The organism is Bernardetia sp. (assembly GCF_020630935.1).
In the GTDB taxonomy this organism is placed as follows: domain Bacteria; phylum Bacteroidota; class Bacteroidia; order Cytophagales; family Bernardetiaceae; genus Bernardetia.
The window spans coordinates 26413-49421 of sequence record NZ_JAHDIG010000035.1 but is presented as its reverse complement, the minus strand read 5'-3'; the positions used below and the strand labels follow the sequence as shown (position 1 = coordinate 49421).

At 33.9% G+C, this 23009-nt stretch carries 22 protein-coding genes; 9 read left to right on the top strand and 13 right to left on the bottom strand.

The window, feature by feature from the left end:
* On the top strand, positions 1 to 353 hold a 353-nt coding region (locus tag QZ659_RS11260; protein ID WP_291725917.1), incomplete at its 5' end, for a hypothetical protein.
* Here the strand turns inward: QZ659_RS11260 and QZ659_RS11255 are convergent.
* The gene (locus tag QZ659_RS11255; RefSeq protein WP_291725916.1) at positions 350 to 3718 is read right to left on the bottom strand and encodes an AAA domain-containing protein; all 3369 of its coding nucleotides are present in this window, start codon (positions 3716 to 3718) and stop codon (positions 350 to 352) included. The genes QZ659_RS11260 and QZ659_RS11255 overlap by 4 nt on opposite strands.
* A gap of 188 nt (positions 3719 to 3906) precedes the next feature.
* On the opposite strand from QZ659_RS11255, the gene QZ659_RS11250 reads away from it, so the two are divergent.
* Together QZ659_RS11250 and QZ659_RS11245 are read left to right on the top strand one after the other, a co-directional pair.
* Entirely contained in the window at positions 3907 to 4140 is a 234-nt protein-coding gene (locus tag QZ659_RS11250; RefSeq protein ID WP_291725915.1) for a hypothetical protein, read from the top strand.
* A 115-nt stretch (positions 4141 to 4255) separates the two neighbouring features.
* On the top strand, positions 4256 to 4429 hold the full coding sequence (locus tag QZ659_RS11245) for a hypothetical protein (protein ID WP_291725914.1): 174 nt from the start codon (positions 4256 to 4258) through the stop codon (positions 4427 to 4429).
* A 52-nt stretch (positions 4430 to 4481) separates the two neighbouring features.
* On the opposite strand, the gene QZ659_RS11240 is transcribed toward QZ659_RS11245, so the two are convergent.
* Both QZ659_RS11240 and QZ659_RS11235 read right to left on the bottom strand, forming a co-directional pair.
* The gene (locus QZ659_RS11240; protein WP_291725913.1) at positions 4482 to 5909 is read right to left on the bottom strand and encodes an RtcB family protein; all 1428 of its coding nucleotides are present in this window, start codon (positions 5907 to 5909) and stop codon (positions 4482 to 4484) included.
* Between the two features lie 105 nt (positions 5910 to 6014).
* Positions 6015 to 6575, bottom strand: a complete 561-nt coding sequence (locus tag QZ659_RS11235; RefSeq protein ID WP_291725912.1) for a Crp/Fnr family transcriptional regulator — start codon at positions 6573 to 6575, stop codon at positions 6015 to 6017.
* A gap of 92 nt (positions 6576 to 6667) precedes the next feature.
* On the opposite strand from QZ659_RS11235, the gene QZ659_RS11230 reads away from it, so the two are divergent.
* Together QZ659_RS11230 and QZ659_RS11225 are read left to right on the top strand one after the other, a co-directional pair.
* On the top strand, positions 6668 to 7258 hold the full coding sequence (locus tag QZ659_RS11230; protein WP_291725911.1) for an HD domain-containing protein: 591 nt from the start codon (positions 6668 to 6670) through the stop codon (positions 7256 to 7258).
* Positions 7251 to 8432 carry an MFS transporter gene (locus tag QZ659_RS11225; RefSeq protein WP_291725910.1) on the top strand — a complete coding sequence of 394 codons (1182 nt, stop codon included), beginning with the start codon at positions 7251 to 7253 and terminating at the stop codon, positions 8430 to 8432. Before QZ659_RS11230 ends, QZ659_RS11225 begins: the two co-directional genes overlap by 8 nt.
* 34 nt (positions 8433 to 8466) lie before the next feature.
* Here QZ659_RS11225 and QZ659_RS11220 read toward each other — a convergent pair whose 3' ends face one another.
* The 4 genes from QZ659_RS11220 to ruvB all read right to left on the bottom strand — a co-directional run bounded on the left by QZ659_RS11220 (position 8467) and on the right by ruvB (position 12058).
* Positions 8467 to 9522: a rhodanese-related sulfurtransferase gene (locus tag QZ659_RS11220; RefSeq protein ID WP_291725909.1), complete on the bottom strand. Its 1056-nt coding sequence runs from the start codon at positions 9520 to 9522 to the stop codon at positions 8467 to 8469.
* A gap of 224 nt (positions 9523 to 9746) precedes the next feature.
* Positions 9747 to 10082 (bottom strand): n-acetylglutamate synthase, encoded by a 336-nt coding sequence (locus QZ659_RS11215; protein WP_291725908.1) that lies wholly within the window; start codon positions 10080 to 10082, stop codon positions 9747 to 9749.
* A 9-nt stretch (positions 10083 to 10091) separates the two neighbouring features.
* On the bottom strand, positions 10092 to 11009 hold the full coding sequence (locus QZ659_RS11210) for an Rpn family recombination-promoting nuclease/putative transposase (protein ID WP_291725907.1): 918 nt from the start codon (positions 11007 to 11009) through the stop codon (positions 10092 to 10094).
* Positions 11010 to 11032: 23 nt separating this feature from the next.
* Positions 11033 to 12058, bottom strand: a complete 1026-nt coding sequence (gene ruvB / locus QZ659_RS11205; protein ID WP_291725906.1) for a Holliday junction branch migration DNA helicase RuvB — start codon at positions 12056 to 12058, stop codon at positions 11033 to 11035.
* A gap of 115 nt (positions 12059 to 12173) precedes the next feature.
* Between ruvB and QZ659_RS11200 the strand changes: the two genes are divergently transcribed.
* Positions 12174 to 12716, top strand: coding sequence for a hypothetical protein (locus QZ659_RS11200; RefSeq protein ID WP_291725905.1), 543 nt, complete (start codon positions 12174 to 12176; stop codon positions 12714 to 12716).
* Positions 12717 to 12969: 253 nt separating this feature from the next.
* On the opposite strand, the gene QZ659_RS11195 is transcribed toward QZ659_RS11200, so the two are convergent.
* Complete coding sequence (locus QZ659_RS11195; protein ID WP_291725904.1) at positions 12970 to 14046, bottom strand: DUF418 domain-containing protein; 1077 nt, start codon at positions 14044 to 14046, stop codon at positions 12970 to 12972.
* A 20-nt stretch (positions 14047 to 14066) separates the two neighbouring features.
* Complete coding sequence (locus tag QZ659_RS11190) at positions 14067 to 15074, bottom strand: YihY/virulence factor BrkB family protein (RefSeq protein WP_291725903.1); 1008 nt, start codon at positions 15072 to 15074, stop codon at positions 14067 to 14069.
* Positions 15075 to 15353: 279 nt separating this feature from the next.
* On the opposite strand from QZ659_RS11190, the gene eno reads away from it, so the two are divergent.
* A complete protein-coding gene (gene eno / locus QZ659_RS11185; protein WP_291725902.1) occupies positions 15354 to 16631 on the top strand; it encodes a phosphopyruvate hydratase in 1278 nt (425 codons plus the stop codon).
* A gap of 51 nt (positions 16632 to 16682) precedes the next feature.
* On the opposite strand, the gene QZ659_RS11180 is transcribed toward eno, so the two are convergent.
* Both QZ659_RS11180 and dnaN read right to left on the bottom strand, forming a co-directional pair.
* Entirely contained in the window at positions 16683 to 17630 is a 948-nt protein-coding gene (locus QZ659_RS11180; RefSeq protein ID WP_291725901.1) for a hypothetical protein, read from the bottom strand.
* Positions 17631 to 17915: 285 nt separating this feature from the next.
* Positions 17916 to 19040, bottom strand: a complete 1125-nt coding sequence (gene dnaN, locus QZ659_RS11175; protein ID WP_291725900.1) for a DNA polymerase III subunit beta — start codon at positions 19038 to 19040, stop codon at positions 17916 to 17918.
* Between the two features lie 154 nt (positions 19041 to 19194).
* Between dnaN and QZ659_RS11170 the strand changes: the two genes are divergently transcribed.
* Together QZ659_RS11170 and QZ659_RS11165 are read left to right on the top strand one after the other, a co-directional pair.
* Positions 19195 to 19575: a hypothetical protein gene (locus tag QZ659_RS11170; protein ID WP_291725899.1), complete on the top strand. Its 381-nt coding sequence runs from the start codon at positions 19195 to 19197 to the stop codon at positions 19573 to 19575.
* 139 nt (positions 19576 to 19714) lie between these two features.
* Positions 19715 to 20539 (top strand): HAEPLYID family protein, encoded by an 825-nt coding sequence (locus tag QZ659_RS11165; RefSeq protein WP_291725898.1) that lies wholly within the window; start codon positions 19715 to 19717, stop codon positions 20537 to 20539.
* Positions 20540 to 20617: 78 nt separating this feature from the next.
* On the opposite strand, the gene carA is transcribed toward QZ659_RS11165, so the two are convergent.
* Complete coding sequence (carA, locus tag QZ659_RS11160; protein ID WP_291725897.1) at positions 20618 to 21727, bottom strand: glutamine-hydrolyzing carbamoyl-phosphate synthase small subunit; 1110 nt, start codon at positions 21725 to 21727, stop codon at positions 20618 to 20620.
* A gap of 133 nt (positions 21728 to 21860) precedes the next feature.
* On the bottom strand, positions 21861 to 22769 hold the full coding sequence (locus QZ659_RS11155; RefSeq protein ID WP_291725896.1) for an alpha/beta fold hydrolase: 909 nt from the start codon (positions 22767 to 22769) through the stop codon (positions 21861 to 21863).
* Between the last annotated feature and the right edge of the window lie 240 nt (positions 22770 to 23009).

Below are 23009 nucleotides of genomic sequence, written 5' to 3'. Positions count from 1 at the left end.
TAACAGATACTTCTTTAGTTATTGTTAAAAAGTTTCCAACCCCATTAAAAGATACTATTTTCTTTGAAGAAGGAAAATACAGAGCTGTTATAGAATATCCTGATACAGTAATATACAAGGAGGTCGAAATACCTAATGAGATTACAAGACACGATATAAAAATTGATACAGTAGGAAATTATATTAGAAAAATAATACAACCAAAATATGGAGTAAGAGGAATCACAGGAATCTACTTAAAAAAAATAGATAGCGACTTTGCACTTGCAATAGTAGATAAAAATCTAAATCCAAATCAACGAAATAAAGTAGTCAAAGCATTTAAAACCATTAAATTCAAGGAAGAAAACTAGACTTGAATTTTCTCCCTCTTCACCCACTCCAAAAACTTTCCATAAAACTTTCCTGCCATCAAAACTTCTGGGTTGCCTAATAAAATGAGCTGTTCTTTCGCTCGGCTAAGAGCAACATTGAGTTTTTTATCGACGGTTTGCTTGTGGTTTAGCGACTGCAAAAATCGCATCTGTGCAGCGTGATTGGTCGCCATGGAGAGAATAATAATTTTTCGCTCGCTTCCTTGATAACGCTCTACGGTATCGACGGTAACTTGTTTCCTTAAATTTTCATCTAGCCTTTGATAAATCTGTGCGATTTGCGCTCGGTAGGGCGTGATTACTCCAACAGTTTCCTCATCAAAACTATCTCCAAAAATTCTGTGTATGCTGCGTAAAAGTTCTACTACTTTGTCAGCTTCTTCACTATGAAATTTTGTTCCTTTTTCTGATTTGGTGGGAATGAAAAGCACTCGTTTTTGTCCTAAAAACTTTTCTAGTTCATCCTCCGAATTTGGATTGTAATAACTCATTTTTTCAAACTGCCTTTCACTTCCAGCCTTTAGTGTCTTGTAAAATTCTGTACTGATAAATTCGGCAATATCTTGGTGGGTTCGGTATTGCGTAGAAAGCATTGCCACACAATTATTCCAGTTTCGTTTTTCGGCATTTTCTACCAAACGCTCAAAAACAGATTGGCTCAAATCTTCAATTCCAATTTCATGTAATAAAGGACTTTTTGCTTGGCAAAGTTTTGAAGGCTGCGTTACGACAGCAGGCAACTGTTTTTCATCTCCAATCAAAATAAAACGTTTGAATTTTGGCAAAATTCCACACAAATGAGGCTCTAAAAGCTGTGAGGCTTCATCTACGATAAGGGTGTCAAAAATACGTTTTCCTCCATTGGGGTCGTCTCTATCCAAAATGCGAAGATTAGAATAAAATGAAGAAACTGTCGACACAAAAACTCTTGAGGTATGAATTTTTGCTTTAAGCTCGTCTAAACTTTGCGATGCTTTCAAACTATTTTCAAAGAAAACACTATCCTCTCTCACATTGCCTAAACGCACAAAATCATCTCCACACACTTGTTTTACTTTCTGTGAAATTTCATCCGTCGCTCGGTTGGTAAATGCCAAAAGAACTACAATTTGGTCAGTCTCGTTGTAGAGATAATCGACCATATTTTTAAGCATTGCTGAAGTCTTTCCAGTTCCGGGAGGACCTTGCAAAAGGAAATAATCTTTAGACGAAAGTGCACGATTGAAAATTTCGTTTTGTTCTTCACTTAGCCCTTTTTTGGTATAGTCTATTTTAAAACTCTCATCAAAACGAGGTTCTTGTTTTCCGTAAATGATGGCTTTCTTGTAATTGTCTGCTCCTAAAAATTCTGCAAGTGATGCGCTAAGGTCGTTAAAGGTGCGTTCCATTAGATTGGGTTCTATGCCCCATTTCGGATACGATTCAAAAAATGCTTGATTGATGTGTTTACTCCAAATTTTTACAATGACTGTTTCCGATGAAATCTCTTCAATATTTCCTTTTAAAATCTGATAACGAAGTGGAGAATGTGCTTTGCCGTCCTGCTCATTTTCTATTGGATAAATTACGACAATATCGCCTGTTCGGAATGAAGTAACTGAGTTTTCTAGGGGACGTTGCAGAGTAAGCAAACATTCATCTTTATTCCATTCTTTAAAACTTAGTTCGTTTAGAAGTGAAAAATTATCTACTTTTTCAGCTTGCGTATTTTTCCAAAGACTTGCAAAACCCTCTACTGGTTCTGTTCCTGCCATTCCTCCTACCTTCGCAAACATTGCCTCACGCATCACAAGAGCAATAAACTCTAAAAAATAGGCTTTGTCTAATTCACTTGCCTTTTGCCATTTATCATTAAATTCCACGGCTTTGTCTCTATCAAAAAAGGCTGGATTTGACATTTCTACAGCCTTCAAAAGATTATCAAATACCTTTCGACTTCCATTTGCAATCCACATATCCATTGCTACAATTTTGTTACGGATTTCCATTGCCGTTTGCTTATCAAAGTCAAGGCTACCACAATCACGCAAGCCGTTTTGAGAATCACTAGAGTACAAAAGCGCACTAATTCCTGTTCGCTTTTCGAAAGTGCTATCAATCAGAAGGTTATAACACGCCACCTGTATCAAATCATTTTTCCAACCATTTGATATTTGAACGTCTGGAGCTTTAGAGCTTTTGAGTTCGATAATATCTTTTCGGTCTCTTAGCTCTTCTTCTCTGTGTTCAATCAGAAGGTCAATACGTCCTTGTAAGCCGTATTTGCTAGAAATAAACGTTGGTTCTGTAGTCAGTAAGTTTTCAAAATAGGGCGAAATATGTTTCTGAACGACAAAAAAATGTTCCTTTAGTTGTCTGCTAATCTCTTTGAGTTTATCCGTATCGATAAAAGCTGCATCAATGCTATTTTCAATAAAGGCATCTTTATAAGAGTCTGCAAAAGTAGTTTCTGGATTTTCTACCAGTTTGTCTAAAAGCTCATTAATTACTTTTCCTCTAAATGTTCCTTCATTTCCTGCAAAAAATTCCAATTTAGAAAGTAAATAAAGGTAAGGCGTTTGTCCTTTGAAAGTTTTACATTTTGCAATGGCAGAAGCATCTACTAAATAATCTGGATTTAAGATAATGAGCGATTTGTCTGTACTGACAAACTCATTTTCGCCTACGTTTTCCAAATTCGTAACGCTAACAGGCTGATAAGGCATCAAGCGAGGAATTTCTCTACTTAGATTGTGCTGATGAAAGATTGTACCTTTTTTTGTGTAATAATGAACATCTGCCACCGAAATACTAATCATTCCGTGTTCTTCGGTAAAGAGTTTGAAAGAAGCTGTTCCACGATTTTTGTCATCGTAAACAATTTCTGAATCTTTTTCCTGCACCGTTCCAAAAATTCGGCTGATTTTCTGCTCGGCATCCTCTCTGAAAGCTAGGCTGATGAGTTCTTCGTCTTGGTATTTTTCTTTTAATAATGTTGGGGCATCTTCTGTCGCAAAAATCTGAACTAAGCGAGTAAGAAGCGATAAAGCTGTCAGAAACTGAATTTCGGTAGGTTTGAAAAAGACTTGTAAACTATTTTTTCTTAGAAGCCTGCGAAGTCCTTGCAATTCGGATTCCCAATCACTTCCCAATCCATACGCTTGACACACAAAATGCAATTTAGCGTACCACCCTGTGAAAATTTGCTGCTCACGGTCTTCTGTAAGGTTGTTTAGCAGACTCAAAAAAGCCACATACAGACGCTGCAAACGTTCTTTTGGCGTTTCTTCGCTTCTAGTAGAAAGATGTTGGAGTTGGTCGTAATAATATTGAGTTTCTAGCTGATTGAGGACGGTTTTTCGCATATCTTTATTCAACCGTCGTTGAGGTCAAGACCGTCAACGAGGATATTTATTTTATCAAGTACAACAATCTTCGAAATTACCCTATTTTTTAGATTTTTGCAAAATATTTGAGCAAAAACACTAACTATAATTTTAAGTTTTAGATATAATTCGTTATTTTTATCTTCACATTTAAACAATATTAGACTATGAAATTTTTTAAAGAAGAGCTAGATGAAATTGGTATTGAGAAGCAATTAAGTAGAGTAGGATTCCAAATAATATATGAAGAGGAAGGAAACCTAGTAAGAGCAAAATTAAGACCTACAAATCGTTTTAAAAGCTATAGTACAAGTTTTGAAGATTGGAAAACAGCCATATCAAGAAATATTGAAGAGAGGCTAGTTGAAGGTAAAACTCTAGAAATAGAAATTATTGAATAATTTGTTTATCTTTCATTTCAAAAATTAACAATTTAATTATGTATATATTCAAACACCTTGAAGTAGCTTACTTTAGGGTGTTTTTCATTTTCTGTACAAAATATGCTTCGTCTCTATGAGACTTCAAAATACAAAATTGATTTATTCTCTACCAATGGGTCGCCACGCTGTGGCTTCATTTACCTATAGTCCTATAAGGACGAAACCATTGGTAGAAACCAATAATTATTTTTCAAAAAGCCACATCGTGGCGTGCCGTTCTTTCAATCAAAGAAATAAATCCAAATAAAAAAGGCTACCAAGTCATAAACTTAGTAGCCTTTATCATTTAGAGAATAAAACTAGCGATTTCTGTATTTCTCTTTAGCAATTTTATTTTTTGCTTTTCGCTCCTTGGCTTCACGCTTTTTTCTAGCCTTTATTTTCCAAGGCGCATTTACCTCCCAGTCGCCAGCCATAATACAGCCATAAGGCAAAATTTTATCTTTTACTTCACCAAGTCCAAACTCTTTCATTTGATCTTGTACGTTTTGAGCATTTTTATAGGCAGATGGCAACTCTGAAATATCTATCTCTCCAGAGAAAAAACGAACATCCAAGTTTGCTGTTTCTTCAGCAAAAACTTGCTCTTTTGTTTTGTCTGCTTTGTTTCTCTTATGCTGCGAACGGCTCACATCTCTACCTGCACCGTGTGGCGCAAAGCCTAGATTAGAATCAGTAGTTTCTCCCTTCACAATTAGAATAGGCTCGCTCATATTCAAAGGAATTAGGCGCAGACCGTCTTTAGAATCTGGAACAAATTTATCATCTAATGGCGTAGCTCCTTTTGCATGATAAAACAAATCATCTTCCTTAAAAACAAAATTATGCTCATTCCAAAACTGGTCTAGCGTTTCTACTTTCAGCCTTCGCTGTGTAGTATCGTGAAGCAGTTTATGATTTAATTTCGTCCATTCTCTGATAATTTGCAGAGCTTCCCAATAGGCTTTTCCTTCTTCTGTATCGTAAGGAATCCACGCATTTTTGGCAAGTGTTTTTGGAGACATTTGTTTTCTAAAGGCTTCTGCCAATCGCATCCCTTCTGTATATAAATTTGCACCAAACCCACGGCTTCCGTGATGCGTTACTAGCATTGTTTCGCCTGTTTTTTCAGAACGACCTACATACAAGAAGTGATTTCCGTCGCCCTGCGTAGCCAAATGAGTACGGGCAAATTTCAAACTTCTATCTGTATTCAAAAATCGGTTAGACTTGATTTTGTCTTCCAAATCTCTAGGCAAATCAAAAATATCTTTTCGCCCTCCTCCTCCAAAATGAGTAAGCGCATGTGCCTTATCCAAGACTTTTTTAGGGTCAATGTGTCCTAAATTGGTCATCATTACCGAACAACAAATATCTGCGCTATGCATGGCTGGATGAATTGCATTTTTAGCCACAGCAATTCCACCTACAGGAATCTGTCCCACAGCACCTGTCGGACAAGCATCTGGCATTACAGCACCTTCCACCAAAGTAGGCGTTTTCATAAGCTCTTCCATTGTTTTATGGATTTGCTCTACATTTGCCACTTCTTCATCCGATTCTGCACGAATATTTTTATGATAATTCAAGGGCGTAGCATAAGGCTCTATCACAATAGGCTCAGCAGACTGTAAATAATTCAGTAAATTATCGCCTTCCAAGTTGTGTTTATTAGCGTAGCTAATTGCTTCTTTAAACCATTTTCCTTGCTTGAATCCTAAATTGATAAGTGTTTTTCCAGTAATCATTGTGATTTGGTTTGATTCTTTTTTGCTTTTTCAAATCCTAAAACAAAAACTCTGATAAGATTAGTTCATTATTTTTATAAAAATCATAAGCCAATGATAAGTCAATTACTTTTCAATTTCTTGCAATACTCTATTAAAACTTCGAAGGGTAACACCCAAGTAATTAGCAATATCTTGTTTTGGAATGATAGAAAAAAGGTTAGGAAACTGTTTTTTTAGCCGTAACAAATTTAATTTTATAGAATGTGATTGATTGTAAGAATGCCTTATCGCTTTGTATTTGATTTTACTAGCCATAGATTTGAAAATGAGTTTATTGAATACTTTGTCATTTTCTAAAAGCTCTAAAAAATGAGTAGTGGCAATTTTATAAACTTCCATATCTAAAATAGCTTCAATCGCACAAAAACTCTGTCCGTCACGTATAGCTTCTACCTCGCCAAATAGTTCTCCTTCTCCAAAAAACTCTTGTATAAAATCGTTTCCTGTGTCTTGTGTAAGATAGCATTTTGCTACTCCACTCTTGATAACATAAACATGAAATATCTTTTGATTTTGTTCTATCCAGCAAGTATTCTTCTTTATCTTTTCTTCTACAAAATATGTGGAAGGCATTTTTATAGCATTGCTGATGTATTCTAAAAGTTCTGTATTGGTTCTAATCATTTTTTATTTTTCAGTTGGGACAAATGTCCTTTATCTTCTACAAATTCTTATCGTTCTTTGCAATTTAATCAAACAAACCCTAAATAATCAGCATGAAAACTGAAAGACTCCACCAACAATTAGAATTTATCAAGGAAATAGATAAACTAAAGTATATTCAAAGAAAAACTAGACTTTTTAATAGCAACAGACATGAAAATGATGCTGAACACAGTTGGCACTTGGCAGTAATGGCTTTGATTTTATCAGAGCATTCTGATGTAGAAATAGATGTTTTGAAGGTTTTGAAAATGGTTCTGATTCACGACTTGGTAGAGATAGATGCTGGTGATACATTTCTTTTTGACACAACAAAAAACCATTTGAATACAGAAAATGAACTTATTGCAGCTAAACGTATTTTTGGGTTACTTCCTAAAGACCAAAAAGAAGAATATATCAAAATATGGCAAGAGTTTGAAGCAGGAGAAACTAATGAGGCTAAGTTTGCCAAAACGATGGACAGATTTGAACCCATTTTACAAAACGCATCAAATGCTGGAGGTACTTGGACAGAGTTTAGTATTTCTTATCATAAAATCATTGATAAAGTGAAAGGGATTAAACTTGGTTCTACAACAATTTGGAACTATACATTATCTCTTATTGATAATTTACGTACAAAAAAAATTATACATGACTAATTCAGATTCTATTTACACTCTAAATTTCGGATTGGTTTGTATCAGTTCGTTACTTTTTTTAGCTAGTTTTAATATGCTTATCCCAGAGCTTCCAGCTTATTTAAACAGCTTGGGAGGAGAAGAATATATAGGTCTTATCATAGCATTATTCACACTAACAGCAGGAATTTCCCGTCCTTTTAGTGGAAAACTAACTGATTCAATAGGAAGAAAGCCTGTTATGTTGATAGGAGCAAGTGTATGTCTGTTTTGTGGTTTTTTATATCCTGTCTTAACTACAGTAATAGGTTTCTTGTTGTTAAGGCTTATCCACGGATTCTCAACAGGGTTTAGCCCTACGGCTTTTTCTGCTTATGTTTCTGATATTGTTTCTTCAAAAAAATGGGGTGAAGCACTTGGCATACAAAGTTTGTTTTTTAGTTTGGGACTGGCTTTAGGACCTGCATTAGGAAGTTCTATCAAGCTATACTTTTCTTTTAATGTGCTGTTTTATTCTTCTTCTTTAATGGCTTTTTTATCTATGGCTATGATAATGAATTTACAAGAAACACTACCTAACAAGCGAAAGTTTAGTTTTTCAACATTGAAATTAGGCAGAAATGATATTATTGCAAAAGAAGCCTTACCACCTGCATTTGTAACACTACTTTCTTATCTTTCTTTTGGTATTATCTTGACTTTAGTTCCTATTTGGACAGAGCATTTAGGAGCAAAAAATAAAGGATTGTTTTTTATTGTTTTTACAATTTCATCACTATTTGTACGATTTTTAGCAGGCAAATTATCAGATAAATATAGTCGTACATTAATGATTAGTATTGGGCTTGTTTTTTTAGGAGTATCATTGGTTTTGATTGGAACAATGGAAACTCTTTATGGACTTGTATTTGGAGCTGTTTTGTATGGAATAGGAATGGGGATAGTCTCGCCCTCTCTGAGTGCTTGGACAATAGATTTAAGTTATTCTGAAACTAAAGGAAAAGCAATTGCCACCATGTTTATTGCTTTGGAAATTGGAATCGGAGGAGGAGCTTTATTATCAGGTTGGTATTATCAGAACGAAATTACACATATTCCAACTGTATTTTATACTTGTTCTTGTGCTGTTTTGGTCGCCTTTCTTTATGTTGCTCTTATATATAGACAAAATAAAAAAGCTGACTTCTATGCTTGAAGTCAGCTTTTTCTATGAAATAAAAATATTAAGTCTATTTTTTCTTATTTATTCCTTCTGTATTTTTATCAATGATTTTTCCAGTATTCCAACCAATATAAGGATTGTAGCCATTGAGGGTTTTCTTATACATTCCTCTACCTTCTGGGTGGTATTCACGTTTTTCTGGGTGGCTTTTACACTCAGCGCTACAAGCTCCATCCATTTCTTCTAGGCAAGAATTACAAATTGTAGTATGACGATTACATTTTGGATTGGCACAGTTTACCATATTGTCTGACCTTTCCTCACAAACATAACACGTACTGACAAGTGTTGGATTTACTTCATTGACATCTACAGCCACACGTTCGTCAAAAACATAACATTTTCCTTCAAAATCTTCTCCACCAACTTCTTTTCCATATTTTATAATTCCTCCATGAAGCTGATATACATCCTTAAAACCTTCCTTCATAAGTAAAGCAGAGGCTTTTTCACATTTGATTCCACCTGTGCAGTAGGTCAAAACTTTTTTGTCTTTGTACTGCTCTAGTTCTTTTACTTTTTCTGGAAAATCTCTAAAGTTTTCAATGTCTAAAGTAAGTGCATTTTTGAAGTGTCCTAAATTATGTTCATAATCTGAGCGAACATCTAGGATAACCACATCTTCATTATCTTTCAAATCCTTAAATTCTTTTGGAGAAAGATGTGTTCCTGTTCCGTGATACGGTTTGATATGTGGAATACCTGCGTTTACGATTTCCTTTTTCAGACGAACATTGATTTTGCTAAAGGTTTGATTTTCAGAAGCATCAATTTTGAAATCAATGTCTTTAAAACGAACATCTGCATTAATAGCATCCATATAGGCTTGGCAGGCTTCTGGCGTTCCACAAACTGTTCCGTTTAAACCTTCATCTGCTACTATGATTCTTCCCAAAAGTCCTAACTTGATACAAAAAAGATGATGTTCTTCTTTGAATTTTTCTGGATTTTCTATCGGCGTGAAGCAGTAATATAAAAGTACACGATACGGAAAATGAGAATTTTCGACGTTGTTTATGGCTAAATCTTGGTTTAGCGTTTTGTTTTCTTGAGTAGTTTTCATACCTATTTCTTAGTTTCAGCTAAGTGGTAAAATAATTTTAAAGCGCAAAGATACAAAAAGTAAAAGAGGATTCTATATTTCTTCTAGGGTAAACGCACGAAAAAAAAGTATAGCCATTTAAATCAAATAGAAGCTCTTTTTTACTTTGATTATTTATATTACTCTGACAAGTAAAGTTTATTTAAAGCTAAGTGAGCTAGTATAAAAAGTTTCGTGCGTTTACCCTATATTTCTTCTAAAATAGATTTTCCTTCTGATAAGTCTCCACTTGTCCATTTCCACGTTTCGTGAAGTCTAATTTTGCCATTTTCTAGTATTTCTGGTCTTGACTTACAAACGCCTGTCATCAGTTCTCCTTTTTCATTGACTTGATGATAACGCATATCAATATTTCCCTTCTCATCTACCATTCCAATCAAATGACCTTTCAATATTTTTCCACCAGTATATGTTGAAGTCAAAATATTTCCTTCTTGTTTGTAATGAAAGATAGTTTCTTCTGAGGTTTCTCCATTTTCTGTATTGGAGACAGGACGAAATTTTTTATTGTGATAATTCATTTTGAAAAATTATTTTTCTAAAGAATTTACTATTTCTTTTACTTCTTCTAAAGAAAGGTTAGTGATTTTTGAAAGCACAGTTAAATCAAGTCCCTCAGATAATCCATTTTTTATAATCTCAATTTCCTTTTCTTTCTTTCCTTCTTCTTTACCTTCTTTTCTACCTTTTGCTATACCCTTTTCTTCTGCTGTATCAATTACATTTTTTATATCTCTGTAATATTTCAAACTGTCTTCATAAGCCATTCGTTCTTGTTTATCGAACATTGCAATTTCTGCTGTGGCAAAAACTTTATCAAAGATTCTTTCTTGTAGAGCAACAGGACGATTTTGAAAGCGTTGGAGGTTTTGAATAACATAAAACCATTTGTCCTCTATTGTTTCCAGCTCTTCTTCTGCTTTGTCAAAAAGTGGAATATAAATCTGTACATAAGTCAGTTTATCGTAAAAAACCTCTTTGGTTTCAACATCAATAAGTTTGGCTACTGACTTTACAGGTGCTTTTTCTATTCTTTTTTGTTGTTTGGTTGCATAAGAATTATCATCAATCAGAAAATTTAAGATAGATACAGAATACACAGCCTTCAACTCAAAATCCCAATCTCCCTGTTGAGCTTGTTCTTGTATGGGAAAAGTAGAGTAAAAAATAGTACGCTCCTTAAAAAACTTTTGTCTTGCCTTCTGTAATTCTACAATAAACTTTTCTCCATCAGGACTTTCACAGTATAAATCATATACTACCTTTCTATCCAATGCAGAATGACCTAAATGCTCTGTTTTTAGATAAGTGAGTTCAGAAATCTCTACATTATCAGGCAAAACAGCATTTAAGAAGTGAATTAGCAAATCTTTATTTACTTCTGTTCCGAAAAGCTTTTTAAAGCCAAAGTCTGTAAACGGGTTGAGGTATCTTTCTTTAGTGGACATATTTCTATTATTCAAATTAATCTTTAAAACAGCCTAGCTTGCTCGTGAGGTGGCAACATATCAAAATGCTGATAGGCAAGAGCTGTTACTTCTCTTCCTCTTGGTGTACGCTTCAAGAACCCTTCTTTTATCAAAAATGGTTCATAGACTTCTTCTATCGTTTCGGCTTCTTCTGCACAAGCTGTGGCAATGGTTGTCAGTCCGACAGGACCTCCACCAAACTTATCAATAATCGTTAGAAGAATACGGTTGTCCATCTCGTCTAGTCCATTTTCATCTACCTCTAAGGCTTTGAGAGAAATTTGAGCAATCTTTAAATCAATTTTCCCATCTCCTTTTACTTGTGCAAAATCTCTTGTACGGCGCAAAAGATTATTCGAAATACGTGGTGTGCCTCGGCTTCTTCTTGCAATTTCAAAGGCTGCATCTTTTTCAATTGGAGTGCTTAAAATAGCCGACGAACGTTGAATAATCGTCGTTAAAAGTTCTGCATCATAATATTCTAGTCTTAAGTTGATTCCAAATCTTGCACGCAAAGGCGAAGTAAGAAGTCCAGAACGAGTCGTTGCACCAATGAGCGTAAAAGGCTTTAGTTTTATCTGAACCGAACGAGCATTGGGTCCTGTATCTAGCATAATATCGATACGATAATCTTCCATTGCTGAATACAAATATTCCTCAACGACTGGATTCAGACGGTGAATTTCATCAATGAAAAGAACATCTCCAGCTTTTAAGTTGGTGAGAAGTCCTGCCAAATCACTTGGTTTGTCCAAAACAGGACCTGAAGTGGTTTTGATGTTGGCATTAAGCTCATTAGCTATGATATGCGAAAGCGTAGTTTTCCCCAATCCAGGAGGACCATGCAACAGAACGTGGTCTAATGGCTCACCTCTACTCACAGCAGCCTTTACAAAGACTTGTAAGTTATCCAATATTTTTTCCTGCCCTGTAAAATCTTGAAAAGACAACGGACGTAAGGCACGCTCTATGTCGGCTTCAGTCTGAGTTTCAGGTTTTGAGTTGGGGTCTATATAGTCTTGACGCATAATTTCTCACTTTTATATTTTTATCCAAATTTACCAAAAAAATTAGCAAGTTCAATTTATTTTTTAGCTTTGTAGTCTTTTCTATAAAGCATCAGAACCTATAATTTTATCTATTTTGAAAAAGATTCTTTTCTTTCTTTTAATTGTAATTTTAAGTCCACTCATTGCTGGAGCTTACGGCATATTACACGACCAAATTACTTATTCCATTTCTTTAGAATATTATACTAAGTTTAAGTTCATTCAGTTTGGAATAGAAGAATATTTTTGGGACAGACTCGGAGCTTCTATTGTAGGATTTATGTCAACATGGTGGTTTGGACTTATTTTGGGTATCGTGATTGGGGCAGTCGGTTTTATACAGAAGAATGCAAAACAAATGTTTAAAGTAAGTCTGCAAGCTATTTTTATAAATATTGTTGTTGCTTTATTTGTGGGTTTGATGGGCTTAATATATGGATATAGTAGATGGGGAAATGTATCAAGAGAACATTTACCTAACTGGAATATACCAGATAGTGTAATTGATTTTAATAGCTTCGTAATGGTAGGTTCTATGCACAATTTCAGCTACATAGGAGGTATATTAGGTCTTGTTTTAGCAATTATTTGGCAAGTAAGAAGTAAAAAACGGATAAAAAATAATCCTTTGAGCTAGATTAATCTCTCTTGCTTCCATTCCAATTTTATTCTAAGTTGAAGAAGAAAAGAGTATTCTTCTGCGTTTGATTCTTCTATTAATTTTAAGTAGTTGAGTAGTACAATTTAGTTTATAAAAACTATTGTCAAGGTCTGTTTTTTTCTTCGAAAAGACCCTTGACAAAGTTAAAATTCAACTTTTTATAAAATTGCACTAGCTTTTGAAAATAACAAAATTATACCAGCTAACTACTTAATCCGTAATAAATATATCAATCTGTAAGTTTTCTCATTACCCATTCTACTGGACCTATATTTTTATATTTTAACCAAAAAATGGCAAATAAAATACATAAAAAACTGAATAATAAAGCGTAAATAACAGAAAACTCAATAGAATATTTACCCATTTTTAATGGAGTTAGAATTTCAATAGCTCCCATTCCAAGAACAACATGAGCAATATAAAATGTTAGAGCCAGCTGTCCTGTTTTATTTAGTGCAAGTATTATCTTATTCGTATCAAATTTATTAGATATAAAAATACAAGCAGAAATAATAGTAAAAGCAATCGAAACACCATTGAACATATAAATAGGAAGAGGTGGCATTGGACTTGTACCTAGAATTTGATAAACTTCATTAAAAACCTTAGTATTTCCCTGTGAAATTCCTAAAATTGAAAAATAAGAAAATAGCTGAACGATTATAAAGCTAGAAAAAGAAACCCAAAATAATTTTTTAATAAATGCTTCATTGTATAAGTTTTGTTTACCCAACCAATACCCGAATAGCATAAAAGCACTCCAAGGTATAACAGGATGAAAACCATTAAAAAATAAGTTTCTTATAAAACCATTTATTGTCCAAAAGTCTTGATATTCTAAATTATCAAAGTTCCAACCTGCTTCATAATTTAAAAAAAATAATAGTAGAGGATATACTAGAATAAGGAAAATTGCCAACACAAAAATAACCCATTCTTTCTGTGCTAATACAAGTAACACGATGAGCATATAGATACCATAAAAGTGCAAAATATCAGCAGACCAAATAAAAATATATGAACTACCCATAGTAAATAAGAAAATAGCTCTCTTCACGATTCTTTTTCTTGCTTTATCTAATTTTTTATTGTTCTTATTTAGTAATGCTGAATTGGTCATTAAAGCGATTCCTACTCCTGCCAATACAACAAAAGTAGCTGCTGCTTTTCCATCAAAAATACTTGCAAGTGATTTTAACCAAGAAGCTCCATTATTCCCAAATACAATTTTGAAATTTACTACAATCATTCCAATAACAGCTATAGCACGTGCTACATCAATTCCGATAATTCTATTTTTCATTTATTTATAACGTTTATCTGTCAATTTGCTTCTTCATCTTGTTGTTTCAAGTCTTTAGCCATACTTTTTCTCCATCTTTTATGCCTCCTAACAGCTATTTTTCTAGCCTTTTCTATGCTCACATTGATTTCAAAACCAAAAAGAATGACTAGAGAAATTACAAAAAGCCAAAACATAAAACCGATAAACGTTCCGATAGAGCCATAAAGTTTGTTATAAGTATTGAAATAACTGATATAATATGAAAAACCTACTGAGACAATCACACAAGAAAGAGATGCTAAAATAGCTCCCACGCCATACGTTCGCCAAGGAATTTTGAGAGCAGGCGCAAAACGATAAAGCATAGAAATGGTCATGAGGATGATGAGAAAACCAACAATATATCGAATGACTTGAATGCTATAATACAAACCATCTTGACTTATCCAATCTCTTAAAAGGTTGAGAACATACTCTCCTCCAATAATCAAAACAATCGTAAGTATTAGAAGACTGGTAAAAATAAGAGTTAGACTAAGAGCTGTAATTCGCTTCTTGAGGAAATTTCGTTTGTCTATAATACGCTGTGAACGACTAAAAGCATCCATAAATCCAATCGTTCCACTGGTAGCAGCAAAAAGAGCGGCTACAAAACCAAAAGACAAAAGTCCCCCACGCTGCTTACTTACAATATCATAAATAGTAGTATCAATGAAAGCATAAATTCCATTAGGAACAATAGCATTGAGTTCTGTAAAAATACGTTCCTCCAAATCTGGAATTTGAAAATAAGGAATAAGCGTAAAAAGGAAAATGACAAAAGGGAAAATAGCAAGCGTAAGGTTGAAGGCAATACCACTAGCACGGTCTGGAACTGCATCTTTTTGAATCTTAGAAAAGAATATTCCCAAAATTAGATATAAATTGAATTCTGGGTTTTTTCTAAAATATATACTTCCTAAAAAACGCTCAAAACCCTCTACTCGCCTGTGATGACGGATTCTGTGTGAGGTTTTCTTGAGACGTTCTCTAATTTCTTTACGCATAAAAATAATAATCTAGCTACTTGGAGGCTAATAAGGTAGTACATATTATGTACAATTTAACCAACTGTTATGGAAATACAAATAGTTTTGAGATATAAAAAGGTCTCAAGAGCATTATTCTCCAATTTAATCATTATGAAAAAACAATAAACAAATTTAAAGATACGAATAGATTTGAGACCAAACTTGTCATTTTTCAATTAAGAAACTACCTTTGCTTTATTGTATTTGAATACGTTTCAATGATTTTACTCAAAATATTTATTACAAAATATTCTTATGGCTCAAATTCAGCATATTCACGCACGTCAGATTTTAGATTCAAGAGGAAACCCTACAGTTGAAGTAGATGTAAGAACCTCAAATGGCAATATGGGACGTGCAGCCGTTCCATCTGGCGCATCTACAGGAAAATATGAAGCTGTCGAACTTAGAGACAATGATAAAGATGCCTTTTTAGGAAAAGGAGTTTTACAAGCTGTCAAACATGTCAATGAAATTATCGCTCCTGAAATTATTGGCTTTTCAGTCTATGACCAAAATTTGGTTGACAAACTAATGCTTGAGATGGACGGTACAGCCAACAAAGCAAAGCTAGGTGCAAATGCCATGCTTGGCGTTTCGATGGCACTTTCAAAGGCTGCTGCAAAAGAAGCTAGTTTGCCTTTGTATCGCTATATTGGTGGAGTAAATGCCAATACGCTTCCTGTTCCGATGATGAATATTTTGAATGGAGGTTCACATGCTGACAATGCTATTGATTTCCAAGAGTTTATGATTATGCCAGTAGGGGCAGAGCGTTTTTCAGATTCTTTGAGAATGGGAACTGAAATTTTCCACCATTTGAAAACAGTTTTGAAGAAAAATGGTCTTTCTACCAATGTAGGCGACGAAGGTGGTTTTGCTCCAAATCTTCGTTCAAATGTAGAGGCGATTGAAGTAGTTTTGCAAGCGATTGAAGCTGCAGGCTACAAAGCTGGACAAGATGTTTTTATTGCTTTAGATGCTGCAAGTTCAGAATTCTATGATGCCAAAGAAAAAGTATATCATTTCCATAAATCTACTGGAGACAAACTTTCTTCGGATGAAATGGCAAATTACTGGGCAGATTGGTGTAAAAAATATCCTATTTTGTCTATTGAAGATGGAATGGATGAAGACGATTGGAATGGTTGGCAAAAACTAACACAACTTGTTGGTGATAGAGTTCAACTTGTTGGAGACGACCTTTTTGTAACTAATGTAAAGCGTCTGCAAGAAGGAATTGAAAAGCAAGTAGCAAATTCTGTTTTGATAAAAGTAAACCAAATTGGAACGCTTACTGAAACAATAGATACTGTAAATCTTTCACACCGAAACGAATATAAAACAGTTATGTCGCACCGAAGTGGTGAAACAGAAGACAATACGATTGCAGACTTGGCTGTGGCACTTAATACAGGGCAAATCAAGACAGGTTCGGCTTCTCGTTCAGACCGTATGGCAAAATACAATCAACTTCTAAGAATTGAAGAAGAATTAGGTGAAGCGGCTTACTTCCCTGGATTGGATTTCTAAAAATATTATTTTTATGTAGAGATAACGCATGTGTTATCTCTACTAAAAACATCATTTCAAAATAAAATACGGAGAATTTGGGTTGAATTTATTTTGAATTCTTTTCAAAATAGAAGGTTTTCCAAACTGCTTTTGAAAAGCTTTTTCAGTCTGTTTTCTACCTTCATTTTCAATGTCTAAAGAAATATCTTCTACTTCTACAAAATTGGTAGTTGCTGTATTGAAAAATAAATCTTCTTCTGTGCAGTGTGTTCCTGAAGCGTCAAAACCCGTATTTTGTACTAATGATTTTTTAGGAAACAAGAACCAACCTTTATTTAGAAACATATTTGCCATAAAAAGAGCTGCCCAAGAATCTATTTTTTGTTTTTTTTGAGCTTCCAAAATCTGATAATAATAATAATTTCCAAAGTTGAATTTTTTCTCGGTAATTAAACATTCTTCAAATTTTTGAAAAATAGAATTTATATCAAAATCTATTTTCTGCCATCTGTCTGTCCACGTCGCCCAACCCCAAGAGCTATTAACAGGAAGAAAAAAAGTTTGTTCTCTTACTTTATTTTCATTGGCTAATGGAAAAGCTGATGCTGAAACTCCCCAAACGTTTTGTATTGCTTCGTATTTTTCTAAAGCATCGTTCATATATTTTATAAAACCCTTTTGAGGTACAATATCATCTTCCAAAACGATTACTTTTCCATATTTTTCTATCTGTTCATCAATTCCTTCTCTTACAGATTTTGCTAATCCTTTATTTTGTTTGGCTTCATAGATTTCTATACTTGAAAAATGACTGTGTTTTTCTCTATTAAATTCCTTCAATATTTTTCGTGTTTCTTCAATAGCTTGTATATCTTCTGAAGTTGCATTCGTTTTTGCTCCATCAGAATAAATAATCAGATGTGTTCTATTCGCATTTACGCATTCTGACAAAGCCTGTAATACATTTTTAGTATGACTGGCACGCTTGTAAACAAACAAAATAATAGGAGAAAGCATCAATGAATAGTTTGAAATGGAAAATATAGTTATACCAAAATAAAATCTATTTTATCCTAATGTTTTTGGTCTGCTCTACGAGACTGACCTTATTTTCTACTTAGGTCAGCCCAATAGGGAAGTACCGACGTAAGTGCAGTTTAATTTTATTTTGGTATTATTTAAAATCTGTGTCTTATCTGCCAAATCCGTTCCATCTGTGTTCCAATGATAGAGCAAATAAAAAATCCTTTACAAATCTGAATTTATAAAGGATTTTTGAGAATATCGCAAAATGACAATGTATTAATAATTGTAATTATTTAACATCACTGGCATTACAAGCATTAAAACGTCATCATGTGCTGATTCGTGTGGGTACATAAGTGCTGCACGATTAGGCTCTGAAAACTCAAAATGAACAGCTTCACAGTTCATGTTAGAAAGCATTTCCATTAAAAATTTACCATTGAAACCAATTTCTAAAGGCTCTCCATCGTAATCACAAGGCAAGTTTTCTTTTGCTTCATTTGAAAAATCTACATCTTCAGCAGAAATAAGTAGATTATTGTTTTCTAATTTAAAACGAATCTGCTGAGAAGTTTTGTTGGCATAAATCGAAATACGCTTCAAAGAACCCAAAAGCTGCTGACGGTCAATTACTAAATTTTTGTCATTGCTTGTAGGAATTACATTTTCATAGTCTGGAAAACGCTCATCTATCAGACGACTAACCATTTTGATATTTCCAAAATGAAAAAAGACATTCGTATCGTTAAATTCTAACTGAATTTCCTGTGGAGACGACGGCAACGCATTTTTAAGTTGGTCGAAGGCTTTCCCTGGAATAATGATAGAAGAATTGCTATTTCCTTCCGAACCATCGTAGCGATAACGCACCAAACGGTGAGAATCTGTCGCTACAAAATTTGTTTTTCCATCAGAAAGATTAACAAAAATACCATTCATAGCAGGTTTCATTTCGTCTGAGCTTACAGCAAAAAGTGCGTATGAAATAGCATTTGAAATAACATCAGACGAAAACATTAGGTTTGTCGTATTTTTTGGTTCGGCAGGACGAGGAAAATCACCTGCATCTTCTCCAGCCAGTGTATAACGTCCGTTATTTGACAAAATCTCAATAGCATGAGATTCTGTATTTATTTCAAATGTAATAGGCTGTTCTGGCAAGTTGCGAAGCGTATCTAAAAGCATACGAGCAGGCACAGCTACATTGGCATTTTCATCTGTTTCGACAGCCGTTTCTAAAGTCATTGCATTTTGTAAGTCAGAAGCTGTTACACGCAAAAGACCATCACTAATCTCAAATAAAAAATTTTCTAAAATAGGAATTACAGGATTGCTAGGAACAAGTCCTTTGAGCGAGTTGAGTTGTTTGAGCAGTGCTGCCGACGAAACAATAAACTTCATATTGTGTCTTTATTTAGTTGGTAAATTATTTTTTTGTAGGACTACAAAGATAGAAATTTGTATGCCTTCTACATAGCTTTTTGCTAAATTTATTTACCTTTGCCAAACTATTCTTTTTATATTTTGAATAGGGTTTTAGATTATTTTTTTCTCTATGTCTATTAGCCTACGTATTTTTACTTTCTTACTGGCTTTTCATATTCTCAACTTTAGTTTGGATATTCCTTCGTATCATTCTTCTACAAATAATAGAGTGAATGGAAGCGAATTGGCTACCGAATTTGAGCAAGATGAGATTGAAAGTATAATGGAACTTGTAGTAGAGACAGCTCTTCAAGAAAGCGATTTTTTTCCTGATACAGAAGAAAATAATTCTCCAGACCACCTTCTAAAAAAAGTAGATTGGATTGTTCAAGGGTTTACCTTTGATTTTTCTTTGTTTCAAGATACTTTTTTTCTATCTCATTTTACATCTTATACACAGAAGCCCAAAGATGTAGCAAAAGACATTTTGCCTCCTCCCCCAAAGGTCTAGTTTAGTTTTGTCGTAATTAATTTTTGCTTTTTCATTCATAGCTACGAATGAAAACTGCTTTTCTATTTTTATTATTCTAACTAAACTGAAAGACATGAATTCTATTTTGAAGTCATTATTTATAATTATATTATTTTTTGTGTCATTTTCTATAAAAGCACAAGACCATTCTTCACAAGTGAAAGACAGCCTCTATATTGAAGAGGTAGAAAACAAACAAACTCTAGACAAAGTACTGCACGCCGAACCACTCTATATCGATTTAATTCGGGATTTGGGTGCAAGAAAAGGGGAAAAAGAATGGAATATCGGCTTAGGACTTACTGATAAACTAGATTATGATGAGTACGAACTATTGGTAGAATATGAGTTTGCACCTATCAACCGTTTAGGGTTAGAAATTGAAGTTCCTCTCACATTTTCATTTCGAAACAACTCACAGGATAACGACACAGCAGCACCTTCACATCGTGTAGAAAGTCTAAAAACAGCTGTTCAATGGTCGTTTTTTGTATCAGAAAAACTTAAAACTTCGATGGCATTAGGTTATCTCAACGAGATTGAATTGGTAGATGTAAACGATTGGGGAAGTGAAAACGTACTGAAAGGCAATGTTTCTAATCCGTTTTTCGTAGTGGCTAAACGTTGGGGAAATAATTTTCATACATTGCTTTATACAGGAGGAAAATTTACTCGTCATTTTGAAGATAGAAATACTACATTTTCTTATCAAAACAATTTCAGTTTGCATTATATGATTCCTAGAACAAGGAATTTTATTGGCTTAGAGACCAATCAGTCATTTGAAAACAATGATATGTTTGTTACTCTTCGTCCTCAAATGCGTATTAGTTTAGCTGATAATCTGATTGTCGGAATTGTGGCAGGAATTCCGATTGAAAAGCACAACGAAAGACTAAGCTCTTTTATTCGTTTGATATATGAGCCTTCTCACAAGCACTAAGGGAAAATAAAAAATGCTTGTCAAATAATTTTGACAAGCATTCTTTTGAGGAAGGTATTTTCATTTACTATTAAATAACTAAGCCATTACTTTTTCTTTCTGCATCATTTCGATAAACTGGTCAAAGAGATAACGAGAATCATGAGGACCGGGTGAAGATTCTGGGTGATACTGTACCGAAAAGGCTTTTTTATTCTTGAAACGAATACCAGCCACACTCTTATCATTCAAGTTTTTGTGTGTTTCTACAATTTCATCTTGACCTTCTAAGGCTTTTCTATCTACACCAAAGCCATGATTTTGAGACGTAATTTCACAGTTTCCTAATTCTAAATTCTTTACTGGGTGGTTTAGTCCTCTGTGTCCATTAAACATTTTATAAGTAGAAAGTCCTCCAGCAAGAGCTATGATTTGATGTCCTAAACAAATTCCAAAAATTGGCTTATCAAGTTCTAAAAGTTCTTTTGCTGTATCAATAGCATAACCCATAGCAGCTGGGTCGCCCGGACCGTTAGAGAGAAAAAAACCTGTTGGGTTAAATTCTAAAAGTTCTTTTACAGAAGTTTTGGCAGGAAATACTTTACAATAAACACCTCTACTAGCAAGATTTTTCAAAATACTCATCTTGATTCCATAATCTAAGACAGCTACTCTAATGTCTGAACTCTCATCGCCCATAGTATAGGTCTCTTTTGTTGTAACCTTAGAAGAAAGCTCTAATCCGTTCATATCTGGAACTTCTGAAAGCCTTTTTTGTAGTTCTTCGTCTGATAAATCTTCAGAAGAAATAATAGCATTCATAGCTCCTTTATCACGAATATGGCGCACTAAAGAACGTGTATCTACCTCTGCAATACCTGTAATTTCGGCTTTTTCTAAATAATTTTGAAGCGAACTGTCGGCTAAGTTGCGTGAATGAACATCTGAAAAATTGCGAACAACAAGTCCATTAATTTTTACATTGGCAGATTCGTTTTCTATGTCTATTGTACCATAATTGCCAATATGAGAACTGGTATTGACAACAATTTGCCCAAAATAAGAAGGGTCTGTATAGATTTCTTGGTAGCCTGTCATTCCTGTATTAAAACAGATTTCGCCACCTGTTGTGCCTATTTTTCCAATAGCGATACCTTCGTATTTTGTTCCGTCTGCAAGAAGTAAAACAGCTTTTTTCTGATTTTCCATAATTCGTTCTCTGATTCTGTGATTATGATGTAGTGAATTTCAAATACGCAAAATTACGAAAAAAACCATTACCCTTTTTGAAAAATTGAGATAATGGCTTTGTAAATCTAGTTAAATAGCTGATTTTTAATTCTTAAAAATCTTCTTTTAAAAATTTTGAAACAGCATTTGCCGTTTTTTTAGGCTTTTCTTCCATAGGAATATGTCCTACATCACTATAAATTAGCATTCTATTGTTGGGTAACAACTCACTAAAACGTCTTGCATTTTCAGCAGGAAGCCAAGCATCTTCTTTTCCCCAAATAATTAGAGTAGGAGTGTATAAGTTTTTTAATTTTTCGGTGTTATCGTGTAGTTCTTGATTTATGATATTGAAAAAAGCCTCCATATTACAATCTCTAGTGAAAAAATCAAAATAACGGTCAATGGTTTCTTCACAAACTACTGACTGTTCGCAATACACTTCTCTAACAAATTTCTCAAAAATAGGACGTTGAAGTGCATATTTGAAAATTTTCCCAAATACAGGAAGTTTTGCCAATTTAAATGGCGTAGGTATGCTGGCTTCATCAACAAAACCAGCAGATGAAATCAAAACTAATTTCTCTATTTGTTCTTGATGCCTAAGAGCATATTCCCAAGCAATCCATCCACCAAGAGAATTTCCAGCTAAATAACATTTTTCAATTTCTAATCTATCTAAAAAGATATTTAGATACGTCATATAATTCTCAAAACAATAATCATCTTCTGAAATTGCTCCTGTAAGCCCGAAACCGGGTAAATCTATTGAAATAACCCTGTATTTTTTAGCTAATAATTTTACCCATCCTTCAAAGGTATGGAGAGATGAAAAAGCTCCATGTAGCAAAATTAGAGGCTGTCCAGTTCCTTCTTCTCTATAATGAATCATAGAACCATTGATAGAGACAAAACGAGAACGGTGGTCTGCATATTTTTTTAATAATTGTTGTTCTTGACTTTTTGGGTCAGCAAAAAGGGGCTTCAAAGAAGCTATACTTTCGAAAGAGATAGGAATCATATATAGTTTAAAAAATAAATGTATAGATAAAAAAATGTTCTACATATTTTTACTTGTGTAGAAGTGCTGACAATTATTTATTTTGTGTTTGCATGTAGTATTACTCTTTTTTGAATGAAAATGTTTGGCTAGCATACATTTTTTATTCAAAAAAGCATCTATTCAAGAGAGGATTTTGAACTTTTTACACAAAAAACCATAAACTCTTTTTTTCAAAGGATTTATGGTTTTATTTTTATT